Here is a 20,414-nt window from a genome sequence, read left to right as displayed (position 1 = left end):
GGCCGTACACACGGATCCCCTGTCCGGGCACCGGCCCCGGCGGGGCGGCGCGGTCCCGGCGATGCCGCCCGGACGTCCGGGCCGTTCCCGGGGACCGGGCGCGCCCCCGCACGGATCACCGCCTCGCCGTCCACCGGCGGGCCTCCCGGTCGGCGACCCTCTCCTCACCACGTCAGCGTCTCGGCCGAGACCAGTGTCCCGGAGTCGAAGCACAACCGGTAACGGGCGTACTCACCGTCGAAGACCCCTGAGCTCGATCTGTACAGAGCGCATTCCGGGCCCTGCCGCCCCTCGGCCGGATCACGGCCGAGCAGCCCCTCGTGGAGTCGCGCCTCGGGCAGGAGCGCCTCCACCTCGGTTCGGTCCTGACCGGGCCGCAGCCGTTCGAAGACCTCGGGCTCCAGGGTGGCGGTCGCGGCCTGGTGCGCGGTGAGCGCGAGGACCAGGCCGTAACCAGCGAGAGCCGCGGCCACGGGTGTCCCCACGATCAGGCCGATCGCCCAGGCCGTGCGCCTGCGGGCCCGTCTGTGGACGTCCAGGCGGGGCGGTTCCGCGCCCTCGCGGTCCGCTTCCACGGCTCCGGGGTGCGGTGTCCCCCGGAGGGGCAGGCGAGCCGACACCGACCACCCGGGCCCGTCCGGTCCGGCGTCGAACGTGCCGCCCACGAGTCGGACCCGCTCGCGGAGGCTGACGAGTCCGGTTCCGCCGCTCGCCGCATGGGCCCGGGGGAACCCCTTCCTAGAAGCGGATCCGAGAACCCGGACCACCACCTCGTCGGCCGCCGTCCCGACCGAGACCCGCATGCTCGCCCCCGGTGCGTGCCTGGCGGCGTTGGTCAGAGCCTCCTGGACCACCCGGTACACGGCCCGGTCCACCAGCACGGGCAGCCCCCGCACGTCACCCGTCTGGTTCAGGCTCACGTCCATCCCCGACTCCTTGGAGCGTCTCACCAGGTCGGCGACGCTTTCGTCCGCCGGTCGCAGCGGAGCCGCCTCCCCGTCGACCCGCAGGACCCCGATGGCCTCCGCCAGCCGGTCGGCCGCACGGGCCGCCGCCTCCCGGAGCTCGGCGGCTTGCGAACGCCGGTGGTCGGAGAGGTCGCCCGCCATCTCCAGGGAGCCCGCACGCAGTGACAGGAGGCTGAGTTCGTGGCCCACGGCGTCGTGGAGGTCCCCCGCGATGCGAGAGCGCTCCCGCATGCGGGTCCGCTCGGCGACGAGCCTGGCCTCGCTCTCGAGGATCCGGGCGCGGTCCCAGCCGGCCTCCTCCAGGGCCGCGGCACTGCGCAGGTACAGGCCCACCAGCCAGGGCAGCGGTACCGCGAAGAGCACCAGCGCACCGCTGGTGATCCACAGCCCCGGAGGCTGACCGGACCACAGGAGCCATCCCGCGCCCGCCACCACTCCCGTCGCGTACACGGCGACGGCGGGACGCGGGTCGGCGGACAGGCGTCCCGCGAGCAGCGCGGGAAGCGGCAGGAGGAGGAGCAGGGGAGGCCAGGACAGGGCCAGCAGCGATACGAGGACGGCACCGGCCAGTGCCGTGTTCCCGGGCGAGATCGCGGCCCGAAGGGTGCGCATACCTCGGAAGGTAACGCTCCGCCGCCGCCCCGTCATCTGACGGAAGTCAGGGATCGGCCGTACCCCCGGAGGCCGCCGGGCGCTCCGACGCCCGTCCCGGAAACCGTCCGGCCGCCGGCCGAGATGTGTTCCAGGAGGCGGGCACTGCGCTCGTCCTGTGAGAACACCCGTGTCTGTTCCGGGAGCCCCACGAGGACGGCGTTGCGGGCACAGGCGTTCACCGTCAGCTTCAAGCCGATCACCGAGGTGCTGCTGCCGGACTCCATCCGCCCCGAACGGCGCAGCCGGGCGGGGCCGCCGCCGTCGGGGCCGCCACGAGCCTGACGATCATCGTCTCGGCGCTCATCAGCACGTTCCTGGTCGGCCAGTCTGGGTCATGGGGCTTGCCCGGGATCGTTCCCCCGTCTTCGGCGCTGCCCGCGGGGCGGGGACCCGCGAGTGCCTACCGTCCGGGTCGCCGCCGAAGCCGGGGTGCGCGACGGGATCCCGTGGCGTCGTCCCTCCGCGGGACCGTTCCGCGCACCCCGTCGGGTGTACGGACGCCGGACCGCGGCCGGGACGGAGGAGGGCGAGCGCCCGGCACCCGCACGAGGCGGGGTTGACGGGGCCGCACCCGGGCTTCATGATTGGTTCACCGGTTTACCGGTACCTGGTGGACCAGTAGACCTCGTATGCGGCCGGACGCCTCGCACCGCGAGCCGGCCGCCTCTCCGCAGAAGGGACCGTGACGCCACCCATGCCACCGCTCTTGGGATGCATCGCCGACGACTACACCGGCGCGACGGACGTGGCCAGCGCGCTACGCCGTTCCGGACTGTCCGTGGCCCTGTACTTCGGCGTACCCGGACCGGAGGCCCGGGCCCCGGAGGGCGACGCGGTGGTCATCGCCCTCAAGTCGCGCACGATCCCCGTGTCCGACGCCGTCGGGCAGTCCCTCGGCGCCCACGCGTGGCTGCGCGCGGCGGGCGTCGGCCGGATCTACCTCAAGTACTGCTCGACCTTCGACTCCACCCCGCGGGGCAACATCGGCCCGGTCGCCGACGCCCTGCTGGAGGCGACCGGAGCCCCCGTCACCGTGGTGTGCCCCGCCTCCCCCGCCAACGGGCGGACCGTCTACCGGGGCCGCCTCTTCGTCGGCGACCTGCCCCTGGACGAGTCCCCCATGCGCGACCACCCCCTCACCCCGATGCGCGACTCCGACCTGACCCGGCTCCTGCGCCCCCAGACCCGCCACGAGGTCGGTCGCGTGGACCACGCGACCGTGCGCCGGGGGGCCCGGGCCGTCCGCGAGGCGCTCGACGGCCTCGCGGAGGCGGGGGTGCGCCACGCCGTGGTCGACGCCGTCGACGAGACCGACCTGGAGGTCATCGCCCGGGGCGGTGCCCATCTGCCGCTGCTGACCGGAGCCGCCGGGCTCACCGGGGGCCTCGGAGGGCTGCTGGCCGAGGAGGCGGGGAGGCACTCCGCCCCCGCGCCGTCGCGGCCCTCCGGCCCCGCCGCCGTGCTGGCGGGCAGCTGCTCGGCCATGACGCTGCGCCAGATCGAGCACGCGCGCACCCGTATGCCCGCCCACCGCCTCGACCCGCGCGGCCTGGCCCGGGGCGGTGCCGTCGAGGAGGCCCTGGACTGGGTCGACGCGCACCTGGACTCCGGACCGGTACTGGTCTACTCGTCGGCCCCGCCCGAGGAGCTGCGCGCGGTACAGGACGAACTCGGCGTCCGGGAGGGCGCCTCCCTGGTGGAGGACGCCATGGGCCGTCTCGCCCGCCACCTCGTCGGGCGGGGTGTGCGGCGCCTGGTCGTGGCCGGCGGGGAGACGTCGGGGGCGGCCGTGGGCGCGCTGTCGGTGCGCGGCGTCGAGGTCGGTGACGAGGTGGCCCCCGGCGTGTGCTGGGTGTTCCCGCACGAGCACCCCGGGCTCGCGCTGCTGCTGAAGTCGGGCAACTTCGGCGACCCCGAACTGTTCACCCGTTCCCTGGAGGAGGCGTGAGCATGGAGAGGGAGGAGCGGGAGCTGCGCATCGCGCTGGTCCGCATGGGGCGTTCCCTGTTCGCCCGCGGTCTGACCGCCGGAAGCACCGGAAACCTGAGTGTGCGCATCGGCGACTCGATCCTGAGCACGCCGACGGGCTCGCGGCTGGGCGACCTGGAACCCGACGCCCTGGCGGAGGTCTCCCTGCGGGGGGAGCACATCAGCGGCCCCCGGGCGACGAAGGAGGCGTTCCTGCACGCGGCGATGTACCGGGCACGGCCGTCGGCCCGCGCGGTGGTGCACCTGCACAGCACCCACGCCGCGGCCGTCTCGTGCCTGGACGGGCTCGACGCGAGGGCGGCGCTCCCGCCCCTGACCGCCTACTACGCGATGCGGGTGGGGCGCATGCCGCTGCTCCCGTACCACGCCCCGGGCGACCCGGCCCTGGAGCCGCTGGCCGAGGCCGCCGCGGCCGAACACCACGCGCTGCTGCTGGCCAACCACGGGCCGGTGGTGGCGGGCGCGACCCTGGAGGCCGCGGCGGACGCCGCCGAGGAGATCGAGGAGACGGCGAAGCTGTACCTGCTGCTGCACGGACACCGCACCCGCCCCCTCACGGACGAGGAGGCGGCGAGGCTCTCCGGGTAGCGGGGAGCCCGCGGATCAGGCCGGGGCGGGCGGCTCCCCCGCCCCGGTGAGCCCGCCCCTGTTCTCGGCGGTGAGCTTGTGGGCCACCTCGGGGTCGACGGTGCCCAGCAGGCGGCGCGCGGCGTTGCGCATGTGCGCAGCCATGGCCGCGCTGGCCGCCTCCTCGTCCTGGTTCTCGATGGCCTCGAAGATGGGCACGTGGTCGGCGTAGGCGGTCCTCATGTGCGACAGCTTGGCGACGTTGCGCCCGGTCCAGCTGTGCATGACGGTGCGCAGGCCGCGGAGCATGTCGCGCAGCACCGTGTTGCCGCCCGCGTCGGCGATGGCGAGGTGGAAGGCCACGTCGGCGTCGGCGAAGCCGTGCTCGTCGCTGTCGCGCATGGCGTGCAGGCGCTCGCGCAGCAGGGCGACGTCCTCCTCCGAGCGGTTGCGCGCGGCCAGCCCGGCCACCAGTTCCTCCAGGTGGGCCCGGGCCTCCATGAGTTCCATGATGCGCTTCTCGCCCAGTACCAGGCCCCACTCGAAGACGCGGTACAGGGAGTCGATGTCGGAGCCCCGGAAGTAGGTGCCGCTGCCGGGGCGCACCTCCACGACGCCCATCATCCCCAGGGACTTGATCGCCTCGCGCACGGCGGGCCGGTTGACCCCCATGAGTTCGGTGAGCTGGCGTTCGGAGGGTATGCGCTCGCCGACCTGGACCTGGCCCGACATCAGGTAGTCCAGCAGCTGTCGCGCGACCTCCGCGGCCAGGGGCTCGCGCGGGGTGACGTCGATCTTGGAAAGGCCATTCACCACGGGGCTGCGCTCCATCGCCGTTGTCGGAATTCCCTGCGAATCCAGGGCCTCAGTATAGGGACGCCGACCGGTCACCGGTTTACCGCTCGTCCGGCGGGCACGGTGGCCGGACCGGCCGCGCGCGGTGGCGCCGGCGCGTCGAACCGCGCCGGCGCCACCGCGGCCGGGTTCACGCCCGGAGCCGGGCTGCGATGGCCTCGCCGAACTCCCCGGTGGACGCCGTTCCGCCCATGTCGGGAGTGGTGACGCCGTCGGCGATGACGGCGGCGATGGCGGCGTCGACCGCCTTCGCGGCCCGGGCGAGGGCGTCGTCGCCGTGCCGCCCGGCCAACCACTCCAGGAGCATGGCGGCCGAGAGGATCATCGCCGTGGGGTTGGCCCGGCCCTGCCCGGCGATGTCGGGGGCTGAGCCGTGGGAGGCCTGGGCCATGGCGCGGTCGGCGGAGGCGTTGAGCGAGGGGGCCACGCCCAGCGACCCGCACAGCTCACCGGCCAGGTCGGAGAGGATGTCGCCGAACATGTTCTCGGTGACGATCACGTCGAAGTCCCTGGCCCGGCGCACCAGGTGCACGGTCATGGCGTCGATGTGGAAGTCGTCGACGCGCACCCCGGGGTGGTCGGCGGCGACCTCGCGGCACACGTCGCGGAACAGGCCGGTGGTCAGCTGGAGCACGTTGGCCTTGTGGACGATCGTGACGTGCTTTCCCCGGGCCTCGGCCAGTTCGAAGGCGACGCGGGCGTTGCGCTCGATCGCCTCGCGGGTGAACACGCCCGAGGCGATGGCCACGTCCGGCGTGGGCATGTACTCACCGGTACCGCGGAAGGTGTTGCGGTCGGCGTAGAAGCCCTGGGTGTTCTCGCGGACGATGACCAGGTCGGCGCCCTCGGCGATGGCGCCCGACCCGGGGAAGCTCTTGGAGGGGCGGATGTTGGCGAAGAGCTGGAAGTGCTTGCGCACGGTACCGCTGGGGTTGAGCCGCGACCGCCAGGGCTCGGGGTAGGCGGCGCTGTCGTGCGGTCCCATGAGCCAGCCGTCGGTGGAGGCGAGGCCCTCCAGCGTGCTGTCGGGGATCGGGGAACCGTGTTCGGCGATGGCCGAGTGCCCCATGGGCAGGGGGCGCCAGTCGGCGGGTGCGGCGCCGACCGAGGCCAGGGCCGCGTCGACGACGCCGACGGCGGCCGGGACGATCTCCGGACCGATGCCGTCGCCTTCCAGCAGTCCCAGGACGTAGCTGCGGTTGGTGGACATGTGCGTGGTGCTCCTAGCGGTGTGGACGGGCGGGGGGCGGTCACGGGGTGGCGTCGACCCGGGGGCCGGCGCCGCGGCGGTTCCTGGTTCTGGTGATCAGTCCGCCGAGGAACGGAGCGGTGATGATGAGGGCCGCGAGGGCGAGGATGACCAGTGACACCGGACGCTCCAGGAGGATGAACAGGCTGCCCTGGGACATCTGCAACGACTGGCGCAGCGACTGCTCCACCATCGGACCCAGGACCATCGCCAGGACCAGCGGCGCCGCGGGGTAGCCGAACTGGCGCAGGAAGTAGCCGACGGCTCCGGCGATGATGACGACGAGGACGTCGAAGAGGTTGTTGCGCAGGCTGTAGGCGCCGGCCAGGGCGATCCCGATGACGATGGGGACCAGGGTGGTGGGGCGCAGCTGGAGCGCCTTGACGAACAGCGGGACCATCGGCAGGTTGATGATCAGCAGCAGGGTGTTGCCGATGTACATGCTGGCGACCAGGCCCCAGAAGACGCCGGGGTTCTCGCTGATCATGAGCGGGCCGGGCTGGATGCCGTACATCATGAGCCCGCCCAGCAGCACGGCGGTGGTGGCCGAGCCGGGGATGCCCAGGGTCAGCATGGGGATCATGGCCCCGGTGGCGGCCGCGTTGTTGGCCGACTCCGGTGCCGCGACGCCCTCGACGATGCCGGTGCCCAGCAGCCTGCGCCGCTTGGCCACCCGGCGTTCCAGGGCGTAGGCCAGCAGCGAGGACAGCGTGCCGCCCGATCCGGGGAGCATGCCGCCGAAGAAGCCGACGGTGCCGCCGCGGACGATGGGGCCGCGGGCGTGCCTCCAGTCCTCGCGGTCGGGCAGCAGGCCCTTGAGCTTGTACCTGACGGGTTCGACACGGGTGCGGTTGGCCAGGATGTTGGCGATCTCGGCGAGGCCGAACAGGCCGATGACGATCGGCAGGAAGTCGATGCCGTTGAGCAGGTTGATGTTGCCGAAGGTGAACCGGGAGTCGCCGAGGATGGGGTCCAGGCCGATGGTGCCGATGAGGAGTCCGAGGACGCCCATGGCCGCGGCCTTGAGCTTGGACCCGCCGCCCAGCGCGGTGAGGGTGGTCAGGCCCAGCAGGGTCAGCGCGAAGAACTCGGGCGGGCCGAACCGGACCGCCCAGTCCGCGAGCGGCGGGGCGGCGACCATCAGCATCACGGCGGCCAGGGTTCCCGCGATGAAGGAGCCGATGGCGGCGATGCCCAGGGCCTTGCCCGCCTGCCCCTTCACCGCCATCTTGTAGCCGTCGAAGGTGGTGGCGACGCTGGAGCTGTCGCCGGGGATGTTGACCATCACCGAGGTGAGGGTCCCGCCGTACATGCCGCCGTAGTAGGTGGCGGCGAGCATGATGATGGCCGTGGTGGGCTCGAGGGTCGCGCCGATGGGCAGCAGTAGGGCGACCGCTCCGGAGGGGTTGATGCCCGGCAGGGCGCCCACGACCATGCCCAGCATGACGCCGAGCAGGGCGAACATCAGGTTGGTGGGTGACAGCGCGGTCAGGAACCCGCTGCCGAGGTTGGCGAGGAGATCCATGGGCTAGACGCCGATCAGACTGTTGGGGAAGGGAACGCCGAAGGCCAGGTAGAAGACCGCGTAGACGAACGCCGCGGTGCCCAGGGTGACGGCCAGCCCGGTGAGGGGCTTCATCCTGATCAGCACGAGGCACAGGTAGAGCAGCAGCAGGACGAGGCTGGCCAGGAACCCGATCACCGGGACCAGGAGGAAGAAGCCGACGAGGCCGGCGAGTCCCCCGAGGGGGCGCCACACGCGCCCGGAGTCGGCGTCCTCGACCAGGACCGCGGGTGCTCCCGCGGCCGGGGCGTCGTCCGTCCCGGCCGCCGGGGGCCCCGCCGGGCCGGGCACCGGGACCGGCCCGGGGGCGTCCGGCGGCACCGCGTCCCCGCCCCGGGCGCCCCGCCCGGGGCGCAGCGCGTTGACCACGACCGCGGTGCTCAGCACCATCCCCGCCAGGGACAGCCACAGCGGGAAGGCGCCAGGGCCGGGGCGTCCGCCGTCGCCGTAGGGCAGCTGCAACGAGGCCAGGAACCAGCAGAGGAACAGCAGGCCGACGGCGGCGTCGACCGCTGCCCTCCATCGGACGGCGGGCATGTCAGCCCTCCCCTCGGAGGCCGAGCGCGTCCATGATGTCGACGTACTTGGCCCACTCGGCCTCGACGTAGGCCTCCGCCTGCTCGCCGACGTGCAGGTCCTCCATGAGGAGGTTGGTGTCGAGGTAGTCCTGCCACTGCTGTGTCTGTGCGGCCTCGGTGATGGCCTCGTTCCAGAACTCGCGCTGGCCCTCGGTCAGCCCGGGCGGGGCGACGATCCCGCGGGCCTGGGTGAACTCCAGCTCCACGCCCTCCTCCAGGGCTGTGGGCACGTCCAGGCCCTCCAGGCGTTCGGGAGTGGTCACGGCCAGGCCGCGCAGGCGCCCGCTCTCCAGGAGCCCCTGCACCTCGGCCGGGTTGGCCGCGATCACGTCCACGTTGCCGCCGAGCAGGGCCGAGTTGACCTCGCTCCCGCCGTCGAAGCTGACGTAGTTCAGGTCGGCTCCGGTCTGCTCCTCGATCAGGTGGCGCACGATGGAGTCCGCGCCGCCCAGCTGCGTGCCGCCGAAGCTGATCTGGCCGGGGTTCTCCTTGGCCGCGGTGACGAGGTCGTCGAGGGACTCGTAGGGGGAGTCGGCGCTGACGGCGATCATGAGACCGTCGCTGGCCAGGATCGCGAGATTGGTGAAGTCCTCGTAGGTGTAGTCGGCCTTGCCCTGTACCGCCGTCGTCAGGTACGAGGAGGACAGCGTGGCGATCACGTGGCCGTTGCCCTCCTGGCCGAGCAGGTAGGTGTAGGCCACCGCGCCGCTGCCGCCGGGCCGGTTCTCCGGCGACACCGGCTGGCTGACGATGTCCTCCGAGGACAGGATGTCGGCGATCTGGCGGCCCATCAGGTCGGAGGAGCCGCCAGCGTCGGCGTGGATGACCAGCTTGACGTTGTCGCCGGGCTCCCAGGGCCCCTCCTGGACGGTGGGATCCGCCAGGGACGAGCAGGCGGACAGGGCGAGTACGGAGACGAGGGCGAGCCCGGAGGTGGCCGGCCACCTGGACGCGGTCCTTCGCGTAGCGCGGTTCATGTGCATCGAAGCCTTTCCTTGTCAGGGCGCACCGCCGGGGCGCCGGGGACCGCGGGGTCCGGGTCGGCTCCGAAAGGTGAGGGAGGGACACCCTGATGACGAGCATGTTGACATCTGGTAACCGGTCAACCTGTTGACCAAAGTAGAGAGCCGAATCACACCCGTCAAGACGCAGGGCCGCGAAAAAGCTCACTGCCCACACGCACTGACCTGCTGTTTCGGACGACTCGGCGGTCGTTTTCCCTGATGGGGGCAGCTCTCGCGTTGATTGGTAACCGGTAGACCAGTTGACCAAAAATAGCTATCGTGAGCGCACAGCCGCTGCTCCGGCCCGGCCCCGTGCCCTCAACCCGGCGGGACCCCGGGGCGGGCCCGTGAACATGGAGGTCCCGTGTCCCCTGTCCCCTCACCGCTCGTGGCGATGATCCACGCCAACGGCGCCGCGGCGCGCCTCGCACAGCAGGCGTTCGAGGAGGTGTTCCCCGAGGCCGGGGTCTGGCACCTGTTGGACGACCGACTGCTGGAGGACGCCAGGGACGGCGTCCGGGGAGAACCGCAGCGCCGCATGCTGCGCCTGATCGAGCACGCCTTCACCGGCGGGGCCGACGCGGTGCTGCTGACCTGCTCCGCCTACGGCCCCGTGGTGGACGTGGCCCGGCAACTGTGGGACCGCCCGATCGACCGGCCCGACGAGGCGGTGTTCCACGACGTGGTGCGGGGCGGCTTCGCCAGGGTCGCGGTACTGGCCTCGGTGGCCCCCGCCGTCGACCCGGCGATGGAGCAGATGCGCGCCCTGGTCGCGGACACGGGAGCCGAGACCGAGGTCCGGACCGTACTGTGCGAGGATGCGGCACGTGCCGGGGACGCGCCCGAGGAGGCCGTCTCCGTCGTCCTGCCCCACCTGGAGAACGGCGGTTTCGACGCGGTGGTCCTGGCCCAGTACTCCCTGTCACCCGTCGCCGGCCTGCTCAGCGACTCCCTCGGCCTGCCCGTCTTCAGCGGACCGCGCGCCGCGGCGCTGCGGATGCGTGAGCGGTTGACCGGCGAACCCGTTCGAGACGGGACGCCGTGAGCCCCTCCCCGCGCGTCGCCCACACCGTCGCCTCCCCCGAGTGCCGGGCACCGGTGCCCCTGGGCTACGCGGCCCCCTTCGAACGGGCGCTGGCCGAACTCGCCGCCCTGGGATACGACGGCGTGGAGATCCAGGTCCAGGACCCCGAACGCGTCGACCCGGCCGCCCTGGAGGCCGCGTCGCGGCGCCACGGGCTCGCCGTCGCCGCCGTCGGCACCGGCCCGGTGGGCCACGACGGCGCGGCCCTCGCCTCCCCCGACCCGGCGGCGCGGGCCCGTGCCCGCGCCCGTCTCACCTCGGCGGCCCGGCTGGCGGGGCGCCTGGGGGTGCCCGTGACCCTGGGGCGCTCACGCGGCAGGACCGACGGGGGACGGCTCGCGGAACGACAGCGCGCATGGGCGGTGCGGGGCATCGAGGAGGTCGCCGACGCGGCCGGGGCCGCGGGCGTCCGCCTCCTGCTGGAGCCCCAGGAACCGGGGACGACCGACCTGTTCACCGACTTCGCCGAGGCCCGGGAGCTCCTGGATCGGCTCGGCCACGAGGCGCTCGGGCTGGTGCTGGACACCCACCACATGGCGGCGGTCGGCGACGACCCGGCGGAGTCCGTGCGCGCGGCCCGCGGGCTCCTCGGCGAGGTCCAGCTCGCGGGGCCGGACCGCGGCCCCCTGGCCCCGGGCGAACCGGGGCTGGCGCGGCTGCTCCACGAGCTGGAGCGGACCGGGTTCGCGGGATGGCTCGTCATGGAGCACCGCCAGCTCCCGGACAGCCCCACGGCCGCGCGGCGGAGCCTGGCCTGCCTCAGGGCTCCGCAGTAACCGCGTCGGGACGGAGCCGCAGCCAGCGTGCTCGTCATACGTCGATGCGCGAAGTGCGTTCTCAAGCAGGGGGCCGGGGACCGTCGGCGGCAGACCTGCCGCGGCACGCCCTTCCGAGTGGAGGACGCGGTGATGACGGCCCGAGCGGAGCGAACCTTCGGCGGTCCGCTCCCCCGCCGGGACACGGCGGCTGTTTCCGGCGGACCTGCCGGAGCGGGGCGGGTGTCCGTTCGGCCCGCCGCCGGGTCTGCGGGAACGGCGCGGAACGGGCGGGGAACCGTCCCCGGCCCCTTCCGCGAGCGGACTGGAGCGTCCGTGAGGACGCGCCGCTGTGACACCGCCTTCCCGGAGTACACGCGGACGCGGCGCCCGGAACGTTCGTTCCGGGCGCCGCGTCAGGTGAACGCCCCGGTCAGCTCCCGCCGTCCTCCTCGGCGGCGGCCTTCCTGCGGCGGGTCCAGTAGACGGCCGCGCCACCGCCCGCTGCGACCGCGGCACCGGCGGCGATCAGCCCCGCGACCGGGCTGCCGGTCCGCGCCAGAGGGCCGCCGGCCTCGCCCCCGGTCTCCTCGCCGGAGGAGTCCCGCCCGTCCCCGCCGGTGTTCCCGTCGCCGTCCGTTCCCCCGTCCTGAGCGCCCTCGTCGTCAGAGCCCTCGTTCCCGCTGCCGCCGTCTCCGGTGCCGTCGCCGTCACCCTCGCCATCGGTCTCACCGTCACCGGTGTCCTCACCGGCCTCACCATCACCGCCGGTCTCGCCACCACCGGTCTCGCCGTCGCCGACCTGCTCGGGTTCGGTGTCCGTGCCGACGACGGCCTCGCCGACCCGGTAGGACACGCTGAAACCCTCGTCAGGGAAGGACACGACCAGGTCCAGGGCCTGGACCCCGCCCCACAGTTCCTGCCTCGCGGCCAAGCCCTGCCCTATCAGTGACCGGTCCTCGACGGTCTCGTGCCAGGGGGCCGTCTCGGCGGAAAGGGAGATCTCCGCGCCGAGCTCGTTCACCTCGACGGTCTCCGTGCCCGGGTCATGGGAGAACTCCGGTTGCCCGGCCCAGTTCTGGTTGACCGCGATCTCGGGCCCGGTGAAGGAGGCCTGGAGGAGCAGGTCCTCGGATCCGCCCTCGGGGTTTTCGAGTCCGGGCTGGGAGACACCGTCCGCGGCCGCCTCACGCATGGCCTCGACGTCGGCTTCCGTGAGCTCGACGCGCAGCTCGTCGAACGCCACACGGGCGGAGACGGTGTCCTCCTCCACGTCCACCAGAACGGAGGTGTGGGAGGCGGCGAAGATTTCACCGCCGAAGGCGTCCAGATAGCGGAAGGTGCCGTGGACGTCGCCTCCCCGCGGATAGAACGCGGTGAGTTCGGCCTCCCCCGCGACACTCGTGTGCGCGTAACCGACTTCTCCGTTCTCGGCGTGGGCGGGAACGGCGGCCGCGAGGCTGAGCGCGCCGAAGGCGGCGAAAGCGATACCGCCTCGGAAAACGGTGCGCGCGGAGACTGGAGAGGGGAATGTCAAGGGAATCCTCGTTCGGATCGATCCGGAGCGTGTTCCTCGGACCGGCCGTACGCACAAGGCGCACACGGCTCTTCGGACGGGTACGACGCCCCGTGAGACGTGGGGTGGGACACATGGGGGAAAACTGCACCGCTTCGGCCCGGGGACAGACTCTAACCGCGGGGAGTCATCCGGCGAAACAACAGGAAACAACGAATCCGTAACACCCGGAAATTAACCCGGAAAAACGTTGGCTGGAAAATGTCAATGAAATGAGGACAACCTTACGGCGTCTGGAACGTCGTTCCGGCGCACCCGCCCGACCGGGGCGGGAACGCTCCCGGTTATCCTCCGGGGAGCCGCCCGAAGCACCGGGCCACCGCTCGCCCCCACCTCCGGAGAGCTCATGTCCGCACCGCACACGCAGACCACCAACTGGGCCGGGAACGTCACCTACGCCAGCCCGCGGGTCCACCGGCCCCGGAGCCTGGACGAGCTGCGCCGCGTCGTCCGGGACAGTGCGCGGATCCGCGCGCTGGGCAGCGGCCACTCCTTCAACCTCGTCGCCGACTCCGACGCCGACCTGGTGCGCCTGGACGGCCTGCCCGAGCGGATCGAGGTCGACGCCGAGAACGCGACCGTCGCCGTCTCCGCCGGTACCCGCTACGCCGAACTCGTGGTCGAGCTGCACCGGCGGGGGTTCGCGCTGGCGAACCTGGCCTCGCTGCCGCACATCTCGGTCGCCGGATCCTGCGCCACCGGCACCCACGGCTCCGGTGACGGCCAGCGCTGCCTGTCCGCCGCCGTCCGCGCGGTCGAGCTCGTGGCTCCCGACGGCGAGCTGGTCCGGTTCGGCCGCGAGGCGGATCCGGAGGTCTTCCCGGGCACGGTGGTCGCGCTCGGCGCGCTCGGTGTGGTCACCCGGCTCTGGCTGGATGTCGAGCCCGCGTTCTCGGTCGCCCAGCGGGTCCGGGTCGGGGTGCCCCTGGACGAGGTGGCCGGGCACGTCGACGACGTGTTCGGCGCGGCCTACAGCGTCAGCCTGTTCACCGACTGGCGGGGCGAGGGCTCCGTGTGGCTCAAGCACCGCACCGACCGGCCCGAGGGGTCCTGGCGGGGCGGTCGGTCCGCAGAGGGGCCGCTGCACCCCGTCCCCGGCATGCCGCCGGAGCCCAGCACCGAGCAGATGGGGGTGCCCGGCCCCTGGCACGAGCGGCTTCCGCACTTCCGCCCCGAACTGGAGCCCAGCGCGGGCAAGGAGCTGCAGTCGGAGCTGTACGTGCCCCGTGAGCGGGCGGCGGAGGCCTTCGCCGCCCTGCGGGAGATCGGACACCTGGTGGCCCCGGCGCTGCACGTCGCGGAGGTGCGCACGGTCCGCGCGGACGACCTGTGGCTGAGCCCGGCGTACGGTCGGGACTGCGTCGCCTTCCACTTCACCTGGCTGCCGGACCCGGAGCTCGTGTCCCCGGTCCTGGCCGCCGTGGAGGAGCGCCTCATGCCGCTGGAAGCCCGCCCCCACTGGGGCAAGCTCACCTCGATGGCGCCGGCGGACATCGCCGCCCGGTACGAGCGCGCTGCGGACTTCGCACGCCTGTCCGGTGAGCTCGACCCCTCGGGGAAGTTCCGCAACGCCTTCACCGACGCCCTCTTCCCCCGGGGCTGAGGGGCTCAGCCGACCACGTCGAACACCTGCTTCTGGACGCCGTTGGAGTAGGTCTCGTGCTCGACCAGGCGCAGCTTGGTGGCGTCCTTGTCGGTGTCGCTGAACAGCCGCTTGCCCGCGCCGAGCAGCAGGGGGAAGACGAGCAGGTGGTAGCGGTCCACCAGCCCGGCGTCGGCCAGGGCCCGGCCCAGGGTGGCGCTGCCGTGCACGGAGATCGGCCCGCCCCCGCCCTTCTTGAGCTCGGCGACGTCGTCGAGCGAGCGCAGGACCGTGGCGGGCCAGCGCGGGTCCTCCTCGGCGAGCGTGGTGGAGACGACGTAGCGGGGCATCGCGTTGTAGCCCGCGAACTCCTCCATGGTGGGCCACACGGGGGCGAACGCCTCGTAGCTGCGGCGGCCGAGCAGCAGGGCGCCGGCCTCCTCCTGCTCGCGGGCCTTGATCTCGTAGGCCCGCTCGTCCATCTCCACGGCCTTGAAGGTCCAGCCGGAGTTGCGGTATCCGGGCTCCCCGCCGGGGGCCTCCATGACCCCGTCGACGGACACGAACGCGGTGACGATCAGCTGGCGCATCGGTGTTCTCCTCGCCTGTTGTGGTGTGCTCTCCACTCCTAGGTCGAACGGTACTGGCCGGAACCGACACCGGGCGGGGAGTTTTCCCCGGGGCGGTGTGCCACGGGGGCGCGGGCGGCGCGCGGAGCCTAACGTGGCCCGCATGCGCGTACTTGTCACAGGTGGGGCGGGGTTCATCGGTTCGCACGTGGCGGAGGCCCTGCGCGCCGCCGGGCACACGGCGGTGACGCTGGACGCCCTGCTGCCGCAGGCGCACGGCGACGACCCCCGGGCGGAGGTCGACCTGGTGTGCGACGTCCGCGACGGCGGGGCCGTGGAGCGGGCCCTGGACGGGGTGGACGCCGTGTGCCACCAGGCGGCGATGGTCGGGCTGGGCGCGGACTTCGGCGACGCGCCCGACTACGTCGGCTGCAACGACCTGGGCACGGCGACGCTGCTGGCCGCGATGGCCCGCCGGGGGGTGCGCCGGATCGTGCTGGCCGGGTCCATGGTGGTCTACGGCGAGGGGGCCTACACCTGCGCCGGGCACGGCCCGGTCCGGCCGGGCCCGCGCCGGGAGGCCGACCTGGCCGCGGGGCGCTTCGAACCGCCGTGCCCGCACTGCGGGGCGCCGCTCGCGCCCGGCCTGGTCGGTGAGGACGCCCCGGCCGACCCGCGCAACGTCTACGCCGCCACCAAGCTGGCGCAGGAGCACCTGTGCGCGGCGTGGGCCCGGGCGGTCGGCGGCCGGGCGGTGTCGCTGCGCTACCACAACGTGTACGGCCCCGGCATGCCGCGCGACACCCCCTACGCGGGGGTGGCGTCCTTCTTCCGCTCGGCCCTGGCCCGGGGCGAGTCCCCGCGCGTGTTCGAGGACGGCCGCCAGCGGCGCGACTTCGTGCACGTGCGCGACGTGGCCGGGGCCAACGTGGCGGTTCTGGAGGCCCTCGCCGAGCAGCCGGAGGGGGTGCTGTCGGTGTTCAACACCGGCAGCGGGACGCCGCACACGGTCGGGGAGATGGCCCGGGTCCTGGCCGGGGCGCACGGGGGCCCGGACCCGGTGGTCACCGGCGAGTACCGGCTGGGCGACGTCCGGCACATCACCGCCTCCTCCGAGCGCCTGCGGGAGGTCTTCGGCTGGCGACCGGGCGTGGGCTTCGAGGAGGGGATGACCGAGTTCGCCCGGGCGGATCTGCGCTCGGGGATCGGCGTGTCGGCCTTGTGACGGAGGGCGACAGCGTGTCGCGGACCCCTCCTCCCCCAGCGGAGTCGATTCGCTTCGTAGCGTGATATCCGTGATCAATGCGAGATGTGAGAGCGGGAACTCCACCGCACGTCAGGACCATCCCTCGGAAGAGCCCCGGAAGGCCGCGGAGGCGGACGGACCGCCGCCGGTGGACGTGATCCTGCCCTGCCTCGACGAGGCCGCCGCCCTGCCGTGGGTCATGGAGCGCGTTCCCCCCCGGTGGCGGGCGATCGTGGTCGACAACGGGTCCACCGACGGCTCCGCGCGGATCGCCGAGCGGCTGGGGGCCCTGGTCGTGGCCGAGTCGCGGCGCGGTTTCGGCGCGGCCTGCCACGCCGGGCTCCTGGCCGCCACCGCGGAGATCGTGTGCTTCTGCGACTGCGACGCCTCCCTGGACCCCTCACTGCTGCCGCCGATGGCGGAGGCGGTCCGGCGCGGCGGCGCCGACCTGGTGCTGGGGCGGCGCCGACCCGTTCGGGCCGGGGCCTGGCCTCTGCACGCCCGGATGGGCAACGCCGTGGTCGCGCGGATGCTGGGCCGCCGCACGGGGGTGCGGGTCCGCGACATCGGGCCCATGCGCGCCGCGCGGCGCAAGGACCTGCTCGGGCTGGGCCTGACCGACCGGCGCTCCGGCTACTCCCTGGAGATGGTCGTGCGCGCCGCGGACGCCGGGTGGCGGGTCGACGAGGTGGACGTCCCCTACTACCCGAGGTCGGGCGCCTCCAAGGTGACCGGGACGTGGCGGGGGACGTGGACGGCGGTGCGGGACATGAGGGCGGTGCTGCGCGGGTCCGCGGAGCGCCCGGGGGAGGGACCGGGGAGAGGGGACCGGTGAGCGGCACCGCGCGGGGCGGGCCCGGGTCCGCGACGCTCCTGGTGATCGCCAAGGAACCCTTGCCCGGCCGGGTCAAGACGCGGTTGACCCCCGAGTACACGCCGGAGGAGGCCGCACGGCTGGCCGCGGCCGCCCTGGCGGACACGCTGGAGACGGTGCTGTCGCTGCCCGCCCGCCGGAGGGTGCTGGCCCTGGAGGGACGGCCCGGCCCCTGGCTGCCGGACGGGGGTTTCGAGGTGGTCCCCCAGTCGGGCGGCGGGCTGGACGAGCGGCTGGCCGCGGCCTTCGCCGGGTGCGCGGGGCCCACCCTGCTGCTCGGGATGGACACCCCGCAGGTCACGGCGGACCTCCTGGCCCCCGTGCTGGCCGCCGACGCCTGGCGGCGCGCCGACGCGTGGTTCGGCCCGGCCGAGGACGGGGGCTTCTGGGCGCTCGGGCTGGCCGACCCCGACCCCGCCCTGCTGCTCGGCGTGCCCATGTCGACCGAACGGACCGGCCGGGTGCAGCGCGCACGCCTGACCGGAGCGGGTCTGCGGGTGCGTGACCTGCCGCCCCTGGTGGACGTGGACACCGCCGCCGACGCCGCCCTGGTCGCGCGGCAGGCCCCCGGGGGCCGGTTCGCGCGCGCCGTCGCCGAACGTACCGGGGGGTGCGCGCGGTGAGTGCGACCGGAATCGGCGTCGCCCAGGAGGAGGCGACGGCCTGGCGGTGCGACCCGTACACCGACGCGCTCGCCAGCGGCCGGGGCCCGCTGTTCCTGCGCCGGGCCGACGGGTCGGTGCTGCCGTTGGACGTGGAGCGCTGGTGCGGCGGGATCGACACGGTGGACGCGACCGTGCTGGACCGCTGCGAGGGCAGCACCCTGGACGTGGGGTGCGGTCCGGGCCGACTGGTCAGGGCCCTGGCCGAACGCGGTCGGACCGCGCTGGGCGTGGACCTGAACCCGCTGGCCGTGGCGCACGCCAACGCCTCGGGCGGCCGGGCGCTGTGCCGCTCCGCCTTCGACCCGCTGCCGGACGAGGGCGGGTGGTGCACCGCGCTGCTGATCGACGGCAACATCGGTATCGGCGGGGCTCCCGAGCGGCTGCTGGCGCGGGTGCGGGACCTGGTCCGCCCCGGCGGGCTGCTGATCGCCGAGACCGCCCCGGACGACGTCTGCGAGCGGATGACCGTACGCGTCACCGACGGCCGGGGCGGGGTCGGCGCGCCCTTCCCGTGGGCACGGCTCGGGCTGCCCGCGCTGTTGGAGGCGGCGGAGCGGTCGGGGTGGTGCGCCGACGGCTCGTGGCGGGTCCGGGGCCGCCTGTTCGCGGCGCTGCGCTCCGGCCCGGAGGTGGCGCCCCCGTGCTGAGGTCCGACCCCGTGGTAAGGGACGCCCCGGGGCGCGCCGGGCTCCGGTCCGACGTGCTCACCGCGCTCGCCGCCCTCCTGCTCGTCGCGCTGGCCGCCGTGGTCGGCAGGGCGATCGAGCGCTCGGACGGAAGCCTGCACGTGGGATGGCCGCCGCTGTACGCCTCCTGGCTCCCGCACACGGGACCCGGCACGGTTCCCGCGGTCGCCCTGGCGGCGGCGGTGGTCGTCTGGGGTCCCCCGGCGGCGCGCGCGCTGCCCTGGCGCTCCCTGGTGGCCGCCGCCTGGGCGGCGGCCACGGCGTGGATCCTCGCGCTGGCCCTCGTCGACGGCTGGCCGCGGGGGGTCGCCGGTCCGCTCTCCTCCCCGCACGAGTACCCGGCCTCGGTCGACCGCTTCGCGGACGTGGGGGAGGCGCTGCGCGGGTTCACCGGGCACATCCTCCTGGGGCAGCCGGACAACTGGCCGACGCACGTGGCCGGGCACCCCCCGGGCGCCGTCCTGACCTTCGTCGCCCTGGACCGGATCGGCCTCGGCGGCGCCGCCTGGGCGGGGATGTGGTGCGTGGTGGCCGGGGGCTCGGCCGCGGCGGCCGTCCTCGTGGCGCTGCGCGCGCTGGGCGCCGAGCACCGGGCCCGGAGCGCGGCACCTTTCCTGGTGCTGTTCCCCGGGGCGGTCTGGGTCGGGGCGTCGGCGGACGGCTACTTCACGGCGGTGGCGGCGTGGGGCCTGGCCCTGCTCGCGGTGGCGGCGGCCCCGGGGGCCCGGGCGCCCCGGGCCGCGGCGCTGGCGGCGGGGCTGCTGCTGGGCTGGACGGTCTACCTGTCCTACGGGCTGGTCCTGGTCGGCCTCCTGGCGGTGACCGTCCTGGTGTGCGCGCGGACCGCGCGCCCCCTGCCCTACGCCCTGGCGGGGGCGCTGTGCGTGGCCGCGGCCTTCACGGCGGCGGGCTTCTGGTGGTGGGAGGGGTACCACCTGCTGGTGGAGCGCTACTACCAGGGCGTGGCGGCGGTCCGTCCCTACGGCTACTGGGTCTGGGCGAACCTGGCCAACGCCATGTTCGCGGCCGGGCTCGCCTCGGCGGCGGGTCTGCGCCGGGCGCTGGCCCTGCTGCCGGAAACGGTGCGGGTACCGCCCCCGCCCGCGACGGGTACCGGGCAGGTGGTGCTGCTGGTCGCGGCCGCGTTCGGCGCGATCCTCGTCGCCGACCTGTCGGGGATGAGCAAGGCCGAGACCGAGCGCATCTGGCTCCCCTTCGTGCTGTGGCTCCTGCCCGCCGCCGCGCTGCTGCCCGACCGGGGCCGCCGCGTGTGGCTCGCCCTCCAGGCCGCGGGGGCGCTGCTCGTCAACCACCTGCTGCTCACCGCGTGGTGAGCCGGTCCCCCCGGGGGGGGCGGCACCCCTCCGGGGCCGGACCGGTGCCGTGAGGAGGCGCCCGGGCTCAGTGCCCGGCGGCGCGGAGCCTGCGCCAGGCGGTCACCCAGCGCCGGCGCTCGGCCTCGTCCTCACCGGCGCAGGCAGTGACGAAGGCCATCAGGAACACGTACCGGGGCAGCTCGGTGCCCTCCAGCACCTCGCGGAAGGTGGACCGCTTGACCGCTCCCCCGCACAGGTGCTCCAGCTCCCAGTAGGACCAGTCGCCCGCCCAGACCAGGTAGCGGCGCATGGTCAGCAGGAACTCGGCGGGGGTGCGGGCGTCCAGCGGGTTGGGCCGCCGCTCGTACCCGGCCAGGGCGCGGACGGGCAGGTGGCGCTCGACGACGGCGGAGCCGGAGGTGACCAGGACCCGTTCCAGCCAGCTGGTGGGGCCGAGGGCCCTGTTGGGACCAGTGGGTTCAAGAACACCCGTGGTGGTCACACCTTCCTTACCTTTCTTCATGGGGTTCGTTCCTGACCGTCTGTAGGGTCGGGAGGACCCCAGGAGCGCCAGGTATGGCTGTCATGGCTTTGCCGCTGTCGTGGCTGAAGGAGATTGGCCGCCTGGCGCTC

Annotated in this window: 20 protein-coding genes; 11 read left to right on the top strand and 9 right to left on the bottom strand. The window is 74.0% G+C overall.

Features of this window, described 5'->3' with window-relative positions; genetic code table 11:
- Positions 1 to 164 precede the first annotated feature (164 nt).
- Positions 165 to 1,580 (bottom strand): sensor histidine kinase, encoded by a 1,416-nt coding sequence (locus FYW95_RS26125; RefSeq protein WP_159942582.1) that lies wholly within the window; start codon positions 1,578 to 1,580, stop codon positions 165 to 167.
- A gap of 201 nt (positions 1,581 to 1,781) precedes the next feature.
- Between FYW95_RS26125 and FYW95_RS28680 the strand changes: the two genes are divergently transcribed.
- From FYW95_RS28680 to otnC, 3 genes are all read left to right on the top strand, one after another.
- Positions 1,782 to 1,904 (top strand): hypothetical protein, encoded by a 123-nt coding sequence (locus tag FYW95_RS28680; RefSeq protein ID WP_255459389.1) that lies wholly within the window; start codon positions 1,782 to 1,784, stop codon positions 1,902 to 1,904.
- A 412-nt stretch (positions 1,905 to 2,316) separates the two neighbouring features.
- A complete protein-coding gene (gene otnK, locus FYW95_RS26120) occupies positions 2,317 to 3,570 on the top strand; it encodes a 3-oxo-tetronate kinase (RefSeq protein WP_159942583.1) in 1,254 nt (417 codons plus the stop codon).
- Between the two features lie 2 nt (positions 3,571 to 3,572).
- Positions 3,573 to 4,199 (top strand): 3-oxo-tetronate 4-phosphate decarboxylase, encoded by a 627-nt coding sequence (otnC, locus tag FYW95_RS26115; RefSeq protein WP_160050960.1) that lies wholly within the window; start codon positions 3,573 to 3,575, stop codon positions 4,197 to 4,199.
- 15 nt (positions 4,200 to 4,214) lie between these two features.
- On the opposite strand, the gene FYW95_RS26110 is transcribed toward otnC, so the two are convergent.
- The 5 genes from FYW95_RS26110 to FYW95_RS26090 all read right to left on the bottom strand — a co-directional run bounded on the left by FYW95_RS26110 (position 4,215) and on the right by FYW95_RS26090 (position 9,401).
- The gene (locus tag FYW95_RS26110) at positions 4,215 to 4,994 is read right to left on the bottom strand and encodes a FadR/GntR family transcriptional regulator (RefSeq protein ID WP_201295050.1); all 780 of its coding nucleotides are present in this window, start codon (positions 4,992 to 4,994) and stop codon (positions 4,215 to 4,217) included.
- Between the two features lie 169 nt (positions 4,995 to 5,163).
- Complete coding sequence (locus tag FYW95_RS26105; protein ID WP_159942585.1) at positions 5,164 to 6,243, bottom strand: isocitrate/isopropylmalate dehydrogenase family protein; 1,080 nt, start codon at positions 6,241 to 6,243, stop codon at positions 5,164 to 5,166.
- 40 nt (positions 6,244 to 6,283) lie between these two features.
- Complete coding sequence (locus FYW95_RS26100) at positions 6,284 to 7,807, bottom strand: tripartite tricarboxylate transporter permease (RefSeq protein WP_159942586.1); 1,524 nt, start codon at positions 7,805 to 7,807, stop codon at positions 6,284 to 6,286.
- A gap of 3 nt (positions 7,808 to 7,810) precedes the next feature.
- Complete coding sequence (locus FYW95_RS26095; RefSeq protein WP_159942587.1) at positions 7,811 to 8,383, bottom strand: tripartite tricarboxylate transporter TctB family protein; 573 nt, start codon at positions 8,381 to 8,383, stop codon at positions 7,811 to 7,813.
- Position 8,384: 1 nt separating this feature from the next.
- The gene (locus FYW95_RS26090) at positions 8,385 to 9,401 is read right to left on the bottom strand and encodes a Bug family tripartite tricarboxylate transporter substrate binding protein (RefSeq protein WP_160050956.1); all 1,017 of its coding nucleotides are present in this window, start codon (positions 9,399 to 9,401) and stop codon (positions 8,385 to 8,387) included.
- Positions 9,402 to 9,792: 391 nt separating this feature from the next.
- Here FYW95_RS26090 and FYW95_RS26085 point away from each other — a divergent pair, with 391 nt between their 5' ends.
- Positions 9,793 to 10,473, top strand: coding sequence for an aspartate/glutamate racemase family protein (locus FYW95_RS26085; RefSeq protein ID WP_201295049.1), 681 nt, complete (start codon positions 9,793 to 9,795; stop codon positions 10,471 to 10,473).
- Positions 10,470 to 11,288 (top strand): sugar phosphate isomerase/epimerase family protein, encoded by an 819-nt coding sequence (locus FYW95_RS26080; protein WP_160050955.1) that lies wholly within the window; start codon positions 10,470 to 10,472, stop codon positions 11,286 to 11,288. Before FYW95_RS26085 ends, FYW95_RS26080 begins: the two co-directional genes overlap by 4 nt.
- Positions 11,289 to 11,700: 412 nt before the next feature.
- On the opposite strand, the gene FYW95_RS26075 is transcribed toward FYW95_RS26080, so the two are convergent.
- Positions 11,701 to 12,804 carry a hypothetical protein gene (locus tag FYW95_RS26075; RefSeq protein ID WP_159942590.1) on the bottom strand — a complete coding sequence of 368 codons (1,104 nt, stop codon included), beginning with the start codon at positions 12,802 to 12,804 and terminating at the stop codon, positions 11,701 to 11,703.
- Between the two features lie 385 nt (positions 12,805 to 13,189).
- Between FYW95_RS26075 and FYW95_RS26070 the strand changes: the two genes are divergently transcribed.
- Entirely contained in the window at positions 13,190 to 14,446 is a 1,257-nt protein-coding gene (locus FYW95_RS26070; RefSeq protein ID WP_159942591.1) for an FAD-binding protein, read from the top strand.
- 5 nt (positions 14,447 to 14,451) lie between these two features.
- Here the strand turns inward: FYW95_RS26070 and FYW95_RS26065 are convergent, their stop codons facing one another.
- Positions 14,452 to 15,015 carry a dihydrofolate reductase family protein gene (locus FYW95_RS26065; protein ID WP_159942592.1) on the bottom strand — a complete coding sequence of 188 codons (564 nt, stop codon included), beginning with the start codon at positions 15,013 to 15,015 and terminating at the stop codon, positions 14,452 to 14,454.
- 142 nt (positions 15,016 to 15,157) lie between these two features.
- Between FYW95_RS26065 and FYW95_RS26060 the strand changes: the two genes are divergently transcribed.
- From FYW95_RS26060 to FYW95_RS26040, 5 genes are all read left to right on the top strand, one after another.
- Entirely contained in the window at positions 15,158 to 16,219 is a 1,062-nt protein-coding gene (locus FYW95_RS26060) for an NAD-dependent epimerase/dehydratase family protein (protein WP_160050954.1), read from the top strand.
- A 169-nt stretch (positions 16,220 to 16,388) separates the two neighbouring features.
- The gene (locus tag FYW95_RS26055; RefSeq protein ID WP_160050959.1) at positions 16,389 to 17,075 is read left to right on the top strand and encodes a glycosyltransferase family 2 protein; all 687 of its coding nucleotides are present in this window, start codon (positions 16,389 to 16,391) and stop codon (positions 17,073 to 17,075) included.
- Positions 17,072 to 17,737: a TIGR04282 family arsenosugar biosynthesis glycosyltransferase gene (locus FYW95_RS26050; protein WP_160050953.1), complete on the top strand. Its 666-nt coding sequence runs from the start codon at positions 17,072 to 17,074 to the stop codon at positions 17,735 to 17,737. Before FYW95_RS26055 ends, FYW95_RS26050 begins: the two co-directional genes overlap by 4 nt.
- Positions 17,734 to 18,426 carry a class I SAM-dependent methyltransferase gene (locus tag FYW95_RS26045; protein ID WP_236572321.1) on the top strand — a complete coding sequence of 231 codons (693 nt, stop codon included), beginning with the start codon at positions 17,734 to 17,736 and terminating at the stop codon, positions 18,424 to 18,426. The genes FYW95_RS26050 and FYW95_RS26045 overlap by 4 nt, the downstream gene beginning before the upstream one ends.
- A gap of 11 nt (positions 18,427 to 18,437) precedes the next feature.
- On the top strand, positions 18,438 to 19,799 hold the full coding sequence (locus FYW95_RS26040) for a hypothetical protein (protein ID WP_236572320.1): 1,362 nt from the start codon (positions 18,438 to 18,440) through the stop codon (positions 19,797 to 19,799).
- A 67-nt stretch (positions 19,800 to 19,866) separates the two neighbouring features.
- Here FYW95_RS26040 and FYW95_RS26035 read toward each other — a convergent pair whose 3' ends face one another.
- A complete protein-coding gene (locus tag FYW95_RS26035; RefSeq protein WP_159942597.1) occupies positions 19,867 to 20,283 on the bottom strand; it encodes a hypothetical protein in 417 nt (138 codons plus the stop codon).
- Positions 20,284 to 20,414 lie beyond the last annotated feature (131 nt).

Source organism: Nocardiopsis sp. FR4 (assembly GCF_009830945.1).
In the GTDB taxonomy this organism is placed as follows: domain Bacteria; phylum Actinomycetota; class Actinomycetes; order Streptosporangiales; family Streptosporangiaceae; genus Nocardiopsis.
This window is presented reverse-complemented; position numbering and strand designations above follow the sequence as displayed.